Below are 12,103 nucleotides of genomic sequence, written 5' to 3'. Positions count from 1 at the left end.
TCTCGCTGCTCTCGCTGCTCTCGCTGCTCTCGCTGCTCTCGCTGCTCTCGCTGCTCTCGCTGCTCTCGCTGCTCTCGCTGCTCTCGCTGCTCTCGCTGCTCTCGCCCGTGCCCGCCGTGCCCCGCGCTCGTTCCGTGCCCCGCGTTCGTTCCGTGCCTCGCGCTCGCCCCCGCCGCGCCGTTGGCGGTGGCTCCTGCCGTTCTCGCCGCCGGCGGTGCCCGGACAACGCCGAGACAACAGCTTCCGCCACCCCGCATCACCGGCGGCGCCCGAGCAACCGCCGATCTTGTAGCGCCGTGGTCAGCTCCTCACCCCACCGTCACAAGATCGCCGCCAACACCCACCACCGCGCCACATTTGCGGTATTTTGGGAGTAGTGGCGGCTCGGATGGTGAGACGCCTGGCCGTCTGCTGAGACGATCGGCCAGCATCCGAGACCGACACCCATCATGCGGACACCGCGCCCAGCAGCCGGGAACACGCCCCGTGCCGGGAACAACGTCCCGTGCCGGGAGCACGCCTCGTGCCGGGAGCACGCCTCGTGCCGGGAGCACGCCTCGTGCCGGGAGCACGCCTCGTGCCGGGAGCACGCTCCGCGGCCGACAGCACCCGCAGCCGGTAGCACCCGCAGCCCGGCCCGCACCGCAACGCACTCCGACCGGAACAACGCTTTCCTGCACGACCGGCCGCCGATCCACCGCCACCCGCCTGCCGCCACCCACTGCCGCGGCGCCGGACCTGCACCGCCCGGCTTCAGCGCGGCCGGGCGACAGCCACCCACCCAACGCGGCGCTGTCCAGCGATCCGTGTGCGGGTCCGGGTTGAGCCAGCCAGCCTTCCCTCGAAAGGGCGAGTTGACGCCGGCGCGCCACCGGTCACGCATAAGGCTGAGGATCGGTTTAGCTCTTCAAGATCCGGTGCGGTGCGGTGCGGTGCGGTGCGGGGCGGTGCGGTGCGGGGCGGGGCGGGCTGCCCGCAGGCGCCTGTCCGCGGCCCCGCGCCCTATGTCTCGCCGCCCCTGCCGCGCCCACTGAATCGCGCCCACTGAATCTTGTAGCGCGGGCGGCATCCCCGGCCAGTGCACCCGCCCGAGCCTCCTGCACGCCCAAGCCTCCTGCGTTGCCTCGCCCCGTGCCGTCTCGTGCCGTGCCGTGCCGTGCTGTCTCGTGCCGTGCCGTGCTGTCTCGTGCCGTGCCGTGCCGTCTCGTGCCGTGCCGTGCCGTGCCGTGCCGTGCCGTCCGTGCCGTGCCCGCGCCGCCTCGTCCTGCGCCGCCTCCCGCGGCCTCGCGGCGCGCCGGGTGGTTGCGGCGCCCCGGGTGGTTGTGGATCTTGTGGCGCTTTGGCTCGGTGGGGTGAGTTGGTTGGTGCTGTGGCTGGGCGAGGGGTTGGCGACTCGCTTTTATGGTTGCGGATTACTTTCCTCGCCCAGCCGGGTTTGTCACTCTGTTGACTTCTCCTCGTTCTTCGGTGGGTGGGTCTGGTCGGCCGGCGTGGGCTTCGCCCCGGCCGCGGGAGCAGGCTGAGCACTCTGCTGCGGGGCCGGAGGTTGCTGTGGCTGCGGGCGGGGTGGGACGTTCGCCGCCGGGTGGGTTGATGCCGGGTGGGTTGGTGCCGGGTGGGTTGGTGCCGGCGGGTAGTACGGGGGTGGGCCTGCCGTGGCGTAGGCCGGGGCGGGCGTGCGGGCCGGGCGGCGGGTGCGGTAGCGGCGGTAGAGCCAGGTGAGCGCCCAGGCCGGCAGGCCGATGGCGAGGAGCCAGGGCAGCAGCCAGCCGAGCACCGTCAGCAGCACGCCCAGCGAGGTCAGCAGGCCCTTCCAGCCGTTCTCCAGGCCGGCCAGGAAGCCCGGGGTGTCGTCGTCGTCCTGCTTCGCGACCGCCTCCGGGTCGAGCAGGACCACCGTGATCGTCGACAGCGCGGTCAGGTCGGCCAGCCGGCGCTTCTTCGCCTGCAACGAGGCCAGGTCCGCCTCGCGGGTTGCCACCTCGCGTTCCAGCATCACCAGGTCGCTCAGGGACTTCGCCTGGGCCAGCAGCTTGCGGCCGCTGTCCACCCGGGCCTGCTGGGTGGTGATCCGGGCGTCCAGGTCGATGGTCTCCTCGGTGACGTCCTCGGTGTTGATCCCGCGCTGCTCCTCCTTGCCCAGCCCGGCCAGTTGCTCCACCACCGGGGAGAACTGCTTGGCCGGTACGCGCAGCTCGAGCGTGGCGTCCTGTGAGCCGGAGCCGCTGTTGCGCTTGTCGCCGCCGACGAAGCCGCCCGCCGCGGTGGCGATGCCGGCCGCCCGGGCCGCCGCGATGTTGACGTCTTCGACCCGTACCGTGATCGCGCCGGTGTAGATGATCGCGCGCTGGTCCACGCTCAGGTTCGGCGCCTCGGCCTTGGCGGCGGACTTGTCCTCGTCCGCCCCGCCGCGGGCGGGTGCCTCGGCCGGCGCGGGTGCGCCGCCTTCCGCGTTGCTCTGTGTCGACGTCCCGCTGTCGGAGCTGCTCCCGCCGCAACCGGCGAGCGCGATGGTCAAGCCCAGTCCGGCGGCGGTGAGCGCCGCGGTGATCCTTCGTCGAGCACGCATGGATACTCCGTTCCCCGTAGAGGTGTGCCCCCTGGGACGCGCGACGCGCCGGGGCCGGTTCCGGCAGACTGCGAGATGAGCGGTCACGATTCGGCACCGGAGGAGTCCCGTGCGCATCACGAAGTACACCCATTCCTGTCTACGCATCGAGCACGACGGCGCCGTGCTCGTCGTCGACCCGGGCGCGTTCAGCGAGCGGTCGGCCCTGACCGGGGCGGACGCCGTCCTGATCACCCACGAGCACTTCGACCATCTTGACGTCGACCGGCTCGCCGACACCCTGGGCCGGCGGCCGGACCTGCGGGTCTACGCCCACCCCGACGTGCTGCCGAAGCTGACCGCGTTCGCCGACGTGGTGACCGTGGTGGAGGCCGGCGAGGAGTTCACCGCGGCGGGCCTGAGCGTCCGGGCGTACGGGGGGCAGCACGCCGTCATCCATCCGGAGATCCCGCGGATCGCCAACCTGGGCTATCTGATCTCCGACGGCGCCGGGTCGGTCTACACGCCCGGCGATTCGTTCACGGTGCCCGACCAGCCCGTCGACACGCTGTTCGTGCCGCTCAACGCGCCCTGGCTCAAGCTCAGCGAGGCGATCGACTTCGTCCGCGCGGTCCGGCCCGGCCGGGCGTTCGCGCTGCACGACTTCCTGCTCACCGAGACCGGCGCGCAGGTCTCCGACGGCCACCTGGAACGGCTCGGCGGCACCCGGTACGCCCGCGTCGCGCCCGGCACGACGCTGGACTGACGTGCCCACCACCAGCACCGAGGACCTGATCCGGGCGCTCTACGAGGCGCCGCCGGACGGCTTCGTCGCGGGCCGGGCCGCCGCGATCGCCGAGGCGAAGCGGGCCGGCGACAAGGAGACCGCGAAGCGGCTGGCCGCCCTGCGCAAGCCGACCGTGGCGGCCTGGCTGGTCAACCTGCTCGCGTTGCGCCGCCCGGAGCTGATCGACGAGTTGGTGGAGCTCTCCACCGCGCTGCGCTCGGCCCAGCGCGGCCTGCAGGGCGAGCAGCTGCGGGAGCTGTCCACGCAACGCCGGCAGGTGGTGTCGGCCCTGGTCAATGCCGCCCAGCAGCTGGCGATCGAGGACGATCCGGGGTTGCGCTCGGCGAAGCTGCCGATGGCCGAGGTGGAGGCGACGCTGACCGCCGCGCTGGCCGAGCCGGACGTCGCCGAGCAGGTGCGCAGCGGCCGGCTGGTCAAGGCCGCCACGTACGCGGGCTTCGGTGAGGTGCCCCGCCCGCGGTTGCGCCTGGTCACAGCCGAGGACACCGAGGACGACGACGCGGCCGAAGAGGACGACGAGGAACCGGATGAGTCCCCGGCGGCCCGGGTCACCGTGCTGGACGAGCGCAAACGCCGCGCGGCCGAGAAGGCCCGGCAGGAACGCGCCGAGCGGCGCCGCGAACTCAAGCGCCGGCTGACCGCCGCCCGCGCCGCCGAGGCGAAGACCAGGACCCGGCTGGAACGCGCCGAGGCGGCCGAGAGCGACGCGGCCCAGGCCGTCGAGGAGATCGAGGAACAGCTCGCTGAGCTGGAGCGGCAGCGGATCGTGGCGCAGGCCGAGGTGTCCCGGCGCAAGCTGGCGCGACGCTCGGCGGAACGGGACGCGTCAGCCGCGCGGCGCGAGGTCGGCGACGTCGAGGCCGCCCTGGAGGACCTCGACGCCGATGAACCGGATCATTAGCCCATTTTCCAGAACCGGGCAGGGGGAGCAGAATCGGGCAGGTGACCCCCGAACAGGCAGCCGCCAACGCCAAGCCGGGACTTGCCACCATCGTCGGGGCGTTCGCCGAATCCCCGCAGACGCTCCGCCGCGCGCGGTTGATGGGCCTGTCCGGATGGGCCTACCACGTCTCGGCCCGGGCCGGCGCGCTCGGTGACGTACGCCCGGAGACGGTCGCCGCGGCGATCGGCTTCATCGCCCCGGAAGCGGTGACCGACGGCTGGGAGGCCGCGGCCAAGACCACGCCGCCGGTCGAGGTGGCCACCTGGCACCTGCACGAGCTGTGCCGCTGGGGGGTCGACGAGCTCGGCGGTTTCCCGCGGCTGGCCCGGCTGCTGGAGCTGTCCAAGCGGGTGGTGTCCGCAGTGGACGCCGCCGGCCTGCCGTTGTTCGCGGCCTGGCGGGCGATGCCGGTGCCGGACGCGTCCGCGGGTGCCCAGGCCGCGGTGATGCTGCACCTGCTGCACGAGCACCGGCTGGGCGTGCACGTGGTGGCCGTACGGGCCAGCGGGCTCACCCCGTTGCAGGCGATCATCGCGGGGCCGGACGGCGAGACGGACGCGGTGGCGTTCGGCTGGCAGCCGCCGTATCCGTCGCCGGGGCCGATCGTGCGGCGGCTCATGTGGGCGGAGTCGGTGGCGGACTCGCTGGCCGGGCAGGCGTACGCGCAGCTGGACCGGGCCGAGCGGATCGAGCTGGCCGGGCTGCTGGAGTCGCTGTCGCACCGGCTCAGCCGATAAACGCCTGCGTCCGGTTGCCGGGTTGTGCTCAGATGCTCGGGTGACGGAACTGCCCGAGGGCTGGCGTACCCGCCGGCCGACCCTGGACGACGTGCCCGAGATCCTCCGGCTGGCCCATGCCAGCGACATCGCGGCGGTCGGCGAGCCCGACTTCACGGTTGATGACGTGCGGGAGGCGCTGACCGCCCGGCACACCGATCCCGGGCGGGACTGCTGGGTGGCGGTGGACGCGGCCGGTGCGATCGTCGGCTGGGCGTATCCGCACAACCCGGCGGGCACTGACCGCGACTTCATCGAGGTGTACGTGTGGCCGGAGCGCGGCGTGCCGGCCCTGCGCCCGCTGCTGGCCCTGATGCTGGCGCGGGTGACCGAGCGGGGGCGGGAGTTCGGCTTCGACCCGTACACGGTGCGGGCCGGGGCGATCCCCACCGAGCTGCCGTGGATCACGACGCTGACCGACGCCGGGTTCACCTTCCTCAAGCAGCACGCGCGGATGACGATCGCGCTGAAGGACGGCGCCGGCACCGTGCCCGAACCGCCGCCGGGCGTGGCCGTCCGGCCGGTACGCGGTGGCGACGAGGCCGAGCTGCGCCGCTTCCACGCCACCATCGAGGAGGCGTTCCGGGACAGCGACCATCCGGCCACCGACTATCCGACGTGGCGGGAACGGCTGGGCGCGGAGTCGAGCATCGCGTGGGACGAGTGGTTCGTCGGCGAGGTCGACGGCGAGTGGGCCGGGGTGCTGCAGAGCTCCGACAGCAGCGCCGAGGACAACGGCGGCTGGGTGCGGGCGCTCGCGGTGCTGCGGCCGTACCGTCGGCGGGGTGTGGGTGCGGCCCTGCTGCACCGGGCGTTCGCGGCCTATGCGGCCAAGGGCCGCACCACCGCCGGCCTCGGGGTTGACCTGGCGAATCCCACCCGGGCCGCGCGGCTCTACCGCGCGGTCGGGATGCACCCGCTCTACCAGGCCGACATCTACCAGCGCACGGTCTAGAGGGTCCTACGGCGAGGAGGTCCGGGTGGGCCGCTGGCGCAGGTCGGCGACGTAGTCGTCCGGCGCGCCGGCCTTCTCGGCCGCGTTGGCGATCTCGGAGAGATACCAGGCGGTCGGCATGCCGCCCTCGTAGCCGTCGAAGACGTAGACCCAGGCGCTGAACTCACCCTCGAGCGTGGAGACCCGCACGGTGAGCTTCTGGTACGCGCCCGCGGTCACGCCCTCGACCTCGTCGAGCTGGGCGGCGTCCCAGGGGTGCACGTCGTAGAGCGAGACGAAGACCCGGTCGCCCGGCGACTCCACGATCGTGGTGACCGCGCCCTCCCAGCCCATGTCGCCTTCGCCGGCGAAGGTCAGGCGCCAGCCTTCCACCCACCCGACGCCGATCATGGGCGAGTGCGGGCAGTAAGCCCGCATCCGGGCTGGATCGAGGTTGGAACCGTACGCGGCGTAGTGACCCACGGCGATGACGATAGCCCGGACTGCCGGTGGTGGAGAATACGAGGTGTGCGTGTCGGCACATCAGCGACACGAAACGGTCAAAAGAGTGCAATGGAGGTCGGAGTATCGTGAGCCGGATCGTGATCATCGGCGGTGGGCCGGGCGGGTACGAGGCGGCGCTGGTTGCCGCACAACTCGACGCTGACGTCACCCTCGTCGAGGCCGACGGGGCCGGCGGCGCGTGTGTGCTCTCCGACTGCGTCCCCTCGAAGACCTTCATCGCCAGCTCAGAGGTGGTCACCGGGTATCGGCACAACGAGCGCTTCGGGATCCGCTCGGCCGGCCTGGAGGGCGTGACGGTCGACGCCAAGGCGGTCAACGACCGGGTGAAGCGGCTCGCGCTGGCCCAGTCCGGCGACATCCAGGCCAAGCTGATCAAGGCCGGGGTGGACGTCGTCACCGGCCGGGCCCGGATGGGCGAGGACACGCTGGGTCACACCCACCAGGTGTTGATCACCCCGGTCGGCGCCGGTGAGTACGCGCTCGACGCCGCCACCGTGCTGATCGCCACCGGCGCCACCCCGCGGGTGCTGGCCACCGCCGTGCCGGACGGCGAGCGGATCCTCGACTGGCGCCAGGTCTACGACCTCGACGAGCTGCCCAGCCACCTGGTGGTGATCGGCTCGGGGGTCACCGGCGCCGAGTTCGCCAGCGCCTACCTGGCCATGGGTGTGCAGGTCACGCTCGTGTCCAGCCGCGAGCGGGTGATGCCGCACGAGGACGCCGACGCCGCGATGGCCATCGAGCGGGTGTTCCGCGAGCGCGGCATGACGATCCTCAACCAGTCCCGCGCCGACTCGGTGGTCAACACCGGTGACGGGGTGCTGGTCACGCTCTCGGACGGCCGTACCGTGGCGGGCTCGCACGCGCTGATGGCCGTCGGCGCCGTGCCGAACACCGCCGACCTGGGCCTGCGCGAGTACGGCGTGGACGTCGCCGACGGCGGCTACGTCACCGTGGACCGGGTGTCGCGCACCAACGTCCCGGGCATCTACGCGGCCGGCGACTGCACCGGCGTGCTGCCGCTGGCCAGCGTCGCCGCCATGCAGGGCCGGATCGCGGTCTGGCACGCGATGGGCGAGGCCGTCGCGCCGCTGCGCCTGCGGACCGTCTCGGCCAACGTCTTCACCGACCCGGAGCTGGCCACCGTCGGCGTCTCGCAGAACGACGTGGACGCCGGCAAGGTGCCCGCGCGGCAGGTCATGCTGCCGCTGACCGGCAACGCCCGGGCGAAGATGGCCGGGCTCAAGGACGGCTTCGTCAAGCTCTTCTGCCGCCCGGCCACCGGCCAGATCGTCGGCGGCGTAGTGGTGGCGCCGAAGGCCAGCGAGCTGATCCTGCCGATCACGATGGCGATCGAGAACAACCTGACGGTGGACCAGCTGGCCCACACGATCACGATCTACCCGTCGCTGTCCGGCTCGATCGCGGAGGCGGCCCGGCAGCTGATGCTGCACGACCGTCAGTAGTTGTGCCGGAGGAGCTCCAGGGCCCAGTCGAGCTGCGCCAGGAGCTCCAGATCGTCCGTGGTGTTCCCGGCCGCCGTGAGCAGCGCGGCCGGGACGCCACCCCGGAGCCACGCGTCGAGCTCCGGTGGCGGGTGGTCGATCGCGGCGTCGGCGACGAAGCTCGCGAGATGCGCGGGCTTGGCTACCGAGAAGGCCGCCAGCAGGGGTTCGCCGGGCCGCCCGAGCGCGGTGAGCAGCTCGTAGACCGTCAGCGCGTCCAGCGGGGCCGGGTAGCGCGCGAGCGTGTCCGCCCACCAGGCGGTCAGCAGCCGGTCGACGGCCTCCCGCTCGTCGGGCGTGCCGGCGGCCAGACAGCGGGACAGCTTGCCCGGCAGGTAGACCGGCAAGGAGACATGGTTGAGGTCGCCGGCGACGATCAGCTCCAGCAACCGGGGCACGAAGTGCCGGAAGTAGGCCTCGTCACCCCAGGTGGAGAGGCCCTTGGTGAGCAGCCGGCCGATGGTCCCGGCCGGAACCTCCCGCAGCGGGTACGAGTGCAGCGCCGCGACCTGCTCCGGCGACACGCAGTGGTCGCAGTACTCCACGTCCGGGTTGAGTGGCACCGGCGCGTAGGCCCGGTACACCTGCTCGATCGCGTCGCGCATCGGGCCAGGTTATGCGGGCGGGCCTGACGGGCGCAGGGCCGGTTGCCCCTCGGGCTCAGGCTGTGGCTCGGCGGCAGGCTCAGGCTCCTCGGCGTCGTCGGCGTCCTTGCGGCCGCCGAACAGCGCCAGGATCCAGCCCGCGGTGCCGAAGATGACCGCGGCGCAGGCGGCGATGGCGAACAGCCGCCAGGCCGACTGGGTGACCGCGGTGCCGCCGACGTGGCCGACCAGGCCGCCGTACGACGCCCAGCCCAGCGCCGCCGCGCCGTCGTAGATCACGAAGAGCTTGATCGGGTAGCCGCTGCGGCCGGCGTGGTAGCCGGCGGCCATCCGCCCGCCCGGGACGAAGCGGCAGAGCAGCAGCACCAGCGGGCCCGGCTTGCGCAGGCCGCGGGTGAACCGCTCGGCGGCGCGCCGGGTCTTCGACTTGTCCATGTGCTCGTGCCGGGGCGCGAAGCGTTGTCGCAGGGCGCTCAGGCGTCCGCTGAGCCAGTGGCCGCCGACGTTGCCGGCGGTGCGGCCGAGCACAAACGCGATGGAGTCGCCGGTGAACATGCCCAGCGCGCCGACCGCGATGACCAGCGGCAGGCTGAGGTTGCCGTAGACGGTCAGCGCGCCGCAGGTGATCATGATGGCCTGGATCGGCACGACGGGCACCATCGCGTCGACGGTGAGGAACCCGAAGAGCGCAAGGTAAGCCCATGCCGGTGTTGCCATCATGGTCAACAAATCGGTCATCGGTCAGCCACCTCGCGGCTCCAGGGCACACGGCATTGTCCGTGGGCGCCCCTGAGAATGAGCTGAGTAAAGGATGCGCCCCGATCAGGCCCGGCTAAGGGTGATGCCCGACACGGTACGGGGTGTGCGTCGCGGCCGTGGTCCCGGACGCGAGGCATTTCTGCCAATCTCTGGCGTTCTCGCCCCGGATAGGCGCTTCTGGTGCGGCCCGCGCACGCGTAGCCTGGGGGCAGTCCCGATACGCCGGGTCCCCCGTTCTCGGTGTCTCGGGCGAGCGGCGCCGTCCCGGCTTCAGCCGGGTGCGATGCGCCCGGGCCGTCGGTAGGTCCCGTACCGGCGGCCCACCTATGTCCGCCCTGGTGATGATCGATCATGATGCGGCTGAGCTGGGTAAACGTTGGTAGCGGTGGTCGTTGTTGGTCAACGTTTTGGAACCTCTGACGGCCTGGGGACGGCCTGAGAAATTCGCAGAGCCTCAACCACGACTCCGGCTACCAAACATCCGGGCCTAACAGGCCACGCCGCCATCCGGGAGCCGGCGCGGCGGTTCTGGCCTACGCTTGAGCTTCGTCGTTGAGCGCCACTGACGCCCGGGCCCGGCCCTTGCGACCTGGAGTCGCCCTGGCCGCAGCAGCTACAATCATCATAAAGGGGTGCCTTGTACCCGATTCCCGAACCCTTTGGGGCGACTGGTGTCTACCGGTCACGGGATACTGAGCAAGGTTCCAACGTATCTACTACCATGTTGTATTTTTGTCGCATTTCTGGTGGTTTCCGCACTCGTGGGAGGAGTCGAGCCGATGATCGGTAATTTGCTGGTCAACTTGGCAACAACTCTCGTGACCGGGAGTCGGGTAGAGGGCATCCCTTTGTTCAGTTATAAGTACGCTCGGCGTTGAGCTGACGACTCCGACAGCGGTCGCCGCGATACTCGCTCATGAGTAGCCGTCAGCCAGGCCGGTAAGGCTCGACCACGATCCGTAGAAAGTGAGATTGGCCCTCCAGGTCGGTGTACTTCACCCATTGCCCGGAGCCCCGCGGACTGGAGCCCAGCTCGCCGTGCCGCTCGTAGGCTGGGGCTTCGTCCAGGCTCGCTACGAGCCGGGCCAACAGGTCATCCGTCTCCGCCATCTAGTCAGTGTTGCCTGCTGCTGGTGCGACTCGGTCCTCAACGGCCGGTAGCGGCTGGTCGGCAGGCACGCCGGTCTAGGAGTGTCGATCAACGCCAATGCCAAGCCATTGAGCTGAGCAGGAAGTCGTGGAGCCACCACGGCCAGACGTACTTGCGAGTGATCTGGCGATCCGTGCCCCCGCAGAAGCGCGACATGCGTTAGCCATCGGCAGGAGCGAGCCTCACGGCTAGCTCTGTGTTGCACCTCGGACATATCGCAGTAAGATTATCCGGCTTTCCTGTAACCGGGGCAAGTACATGGAACCTGCGCACTTCATGCATTGCACCTGCACTGCATATTGAGCAGGCGACAAAATATTTCATTGTCGTTCGGCGGCTACGAAATGGGAATGCCAAACCGCCACTGAGTAGCAGCATGGAAACACCCAGAGCGACAACGGACCCCGAACCCATCCCCACGCCGAAGACGGTAACAAAAGTCGCGGTGACCATCAGGACGCCGCTTACAAGGTGCCGCATTCCCAGGTCGGACGCGCTAACTCTGAGAGCAGCTCGCTGCAAACGGCTCGCATGCCGCCGAAAACGTCGGTGCTGCGCACGTCCAGCCGCTCCGCCCGCAAGTCTCAAAGCAAGGAATAGTTTACTTAGTTTTCCGGGGCAATCCTCGATGAGTGCCAGCCACTCGGACTCATACTCGTCTGCGATATGACCCGCACCTCCTGCCCACATGTAAGCCGCGCGTGGAATGATCTTCTTGGCAAGTGTTGGAGACAGGTCGCAGAATTCATTGACAGCGGCGCCGGTGACTACCGACACGATGAGCCCAAGCCAGAAAGCGGTCACAGGGCACCGCCCCCGAGGACGGGCCGAAGGCTTACATGAGTCCGTTCTGGGCGACGTTCGGCGATCAGTGCTCGTGCGGAGGAAGCGCCTTCACCGGTGAGCCTGTAATAGCGACGGCGCGGCTTATTGGCCTCCGATGGCTGATCTTCCCACCGAGCCGTGATCCAACCTAGTGCCACCAGTCGCTCAAGGATCTTGTAGACGGTGGGGCCACCGCGTTGACTTAGTTTGATGATGGCCCACCCGTGCAGCTCCTCGGTACCGGCATTAAGGAAAGTTTCTAGGACATCGAGAAGAGGTGCGGTGATGCGGGTTGGTTCATTAGTCACAAGCCACACCGTAGCATCTTCTCCGACCTAGGTGAAATAAGCGCCGGAGGTCCATACGCGGAAGAGCTCGCCATCCCGTCGGCCTTCGTTCACACACCGTGGTGCAGACAGGGCCTGCCTGGGCAAGGTGGAGCACCCTACGTCTGACCGACCTTGACCAGGCAGGCCCTGTCTGCTCGGCTTCGCCTGGACGAAGGGTGACGGGATGGCACACCCATCCCAGAGGTCAGAGTCCCCGCCGGAGGCGTCATGTCACCGCGGACTGGTAAGCCCCGGATCTGCCGGCTACTTCGGCGGCCCGGGCTTCTTTGTGTGTCGCGCCTGCCGCCGGGCTGGAACCGCCGGGGTGCGCCCAGCGAAGCGGCCGGGCGCGGGGTCCCCGAGCGGCGGGCCTCCGGCCCGGCCCTGCTGGGCGGC

The 12,103-nt window shown here is 70.4% G+C and carries 11 protein-coding genes; 6 read left to right on the top strand and 5 right to left on the bottom strand.

Annotated features, from left to right (window positions below; genetic code table 11):
- Nucleotides 1-377 (top strand): hypothetical protein (locus tag ACIBQZ_RS07530; RefSeq protein ID WP_396087642.1); only part of this gene is annotated, 377 nt, incomplete at its 5' end.
- Nucleotides 378-1,438: 1,061 nt separating this feature from the next.
- Here the strand turns inward: ACIBQZ_RS07530 and ACIBQZ_RS07525 are convergent.
- The gene (locus ACIBQZ_RS07525) at nucleotides 1,439-2,569 is read right to left on the bottom strand and encodes a DUF4349 domain-containing protein (protein ID WP_396087641.1); all 1,131 of its coding nucleotides are present in this window, start codon (nucleotides 2,567-2,569) and stop codon (nucleotides 1,439-1,441) included.
- 109 nt (nucleotides 2,570-2,678) lie between these two features.
- Here ACIBQZ_RS07525 and ACIBQZ_RS07520 point away from each other — a divergent pair, with 109 nt between their 5' ends.
- From ACIBQZ_RS07520 to ACIBQZ_RS07505, 4 genes are read left to right on the top strand one after another with little or no spacing between them, the layout of a single operon-like run.
- Nucleotides 2,679-3,314 (top strand): MBL fold metallo-hydrolase, encoded by a 636-nt coding sequence (locus tag ACIBQZ_RS07520; RefSeq protein WP_396087640.1) that lies wholly within the window; start codon nucleotides 2,679-2,681, stop codon nucleotides 3,312-3,314.
- Nucleotide 3,315: 1 nt separating this feature from the next.
- The gene (locus tag ACIBQZ_RS07515; RefSeq protein ID WP_396087639.1) at nucleotides 3,316-4,257 is read left to right on the top strand and encodes a hypothetical protein; all 942 of its coding nucleotides are present in this window, start codon (nucleotides 3,316-3,318) and stop codon (nucleotides 4,255-4,257) included.
- Nucleotides 4,258-4,298: 41 nt separating this feature from the next.
- The gene (locus tag ACIBQZ_RS07510; protein ID WP_396087638.1) at nucleotides 4,299-5,036 is read left to right on the top strand and encodes a hypothetical protein; all 738 of its coding nucleotides are present in this window, start codon (nucleotides 4,299-4,301) and stop codon (nucleotides 5,034-5,036) included.
- 40 nt (nucleotides 5,037-5,076) lie between these two features.
- Nucleotides 5,077-6,030: a GNAT family N-acetyltransferase gene (locus tag ACIBQZ_RS07505; protein ID WP_396087637.1), complete on the top strand. Its 954-nt coding sequence runs from the start codon at nucleotides 5,077-5,079 to the stop codon at nucleotides 6,028-6,030.
- A 6-nt stretch (nucleotides 6,031-6,036) separates the two neighbouring features.
- Here the strand turns inward: ACIBQZ_RS07505 and ACIBQZ_RS07500 are convergent, their stop codons facing one another.
- Nucleotides 6,037-6,492 carry a gamma-glutamylcyclotransferase gene (locus ACIBQZ_RS07500; RefSeq protein WP_396087636.1) on the bottom strand — a complete coding sequence of 152 codons (456 nt, stop codon included), beginning with the start codon at nucleotides 6,490-6,492 and terminating at the stop codon, nucleotides 6,037-6,039.
- Nucleotides 6,493-6,599: 107 nt separating this feature from the next.
- Here ACIBQZ_RS07500 and ACIBQZ_RS07495 point away from each other — a divergent pair, with 107 nt between their 5' ends.
- Nucleotides 6,600-8,000 (top strand): NAD(P)H-quinone dehydrogenase, encoded by a 1,401-nt coding sequence (locus tag ACIBQZ_RS07495; RefSeq protein WP_396087635.1) that lies wholly within the window; start codon nucleotides 6,600-6,602, stop codon nucleotides 7,998-8,000.
- On the opposite strand, the gene ACIBQZ_RS07490 is transcribed toward ACIBQZ_RS07495, so the two are convergent.
- The 3 genes from ACIBQZ_RS07490 to ACIBQZ_RS07480 form a co-directional block, all read right to left on the bottom strand.
- Nucleotides 7,994-8,644, bottom strand: a complete 651-nt coding sequence (locus tag ACIBQZ_RS07490) for a hypothetical protein (protein ID WP_396087634.1) — start codon at nucleotides 8,642-8,644, stop codon at nucleotides 7,994-7,996. The genes ACIBQZ_RS07495 and ACIBQZ_RS07490 overlap by 7 nt on opposite strands.
- Before the next feature lie 9 nt (nucleotides 8,645-8,653).
- The gene (locus ACIBQZ_RS07485) at nucleotides 8,654-9,382 is read right to left on the bottom strand and encodes a DedA family protein (RefSeq protein ID WP_396087633.1); all 729 of its coding nucleotides are present in this window, start codon (nucleotides 9,380-9,382) and stop codon (nucleotides 8,654-8,656) included.
- Nucleotides 9,383-11,353: 1,971 nt separating this feature from the next.
- Complete coding sequence (locus ACIBQZ_RS07480; protein ID WP_396087632.1) at nucleotides 11,354-11,686, bottom strand: PadR family transcriptional regulator; 333 nt, start codon at nucleotides 11,684-11,686, stop codon at nucleotides 11,354-11,356.
- Nucleotides 11,687-12,103 lie beyond the last annotated feature (417 nt).

It is taken from the genome of Actinoplanes sp. NPDC049599 (assembly GCF_044465625.1).
Classification (GTDB): domain Bacteria; phylum Actinomycetota; class Actinomycetes; order Mycobacteriales; family Micromonosporaceae; genus Actinoplanes.
Note: the sequence above shows the minus strand (reverse complement) of the source record. Positions and strands in the feature narration are given on the sequence as shown.

Excerpts from the sequence above, each read along its gene's own strand:
- ACIBQZ_RS07525 (WP_396087641.1), bottom strand. The coding sequence starts at position 2,569 with ATGCGTGCTCGACGAAGGATCACCGCGGCGCTCACCGCCGCCGGACTG.
- ACIBQZ_RS07490 (WP_396087634.1), bottom strand. The coding sequence starts at position 8,644 with ATGCGCGACGCGATCGAGCAGGTGTACCGGGCCTACGCGCCGGTGCCA.
- ACIBQZ_RS07485 (WP_396087633.1), bottom strand. The coding sequence starts at position 9,382 with ATGACCGATTTGTTGACCATGATGGCAACACCGGCATGGGCTTACCTT.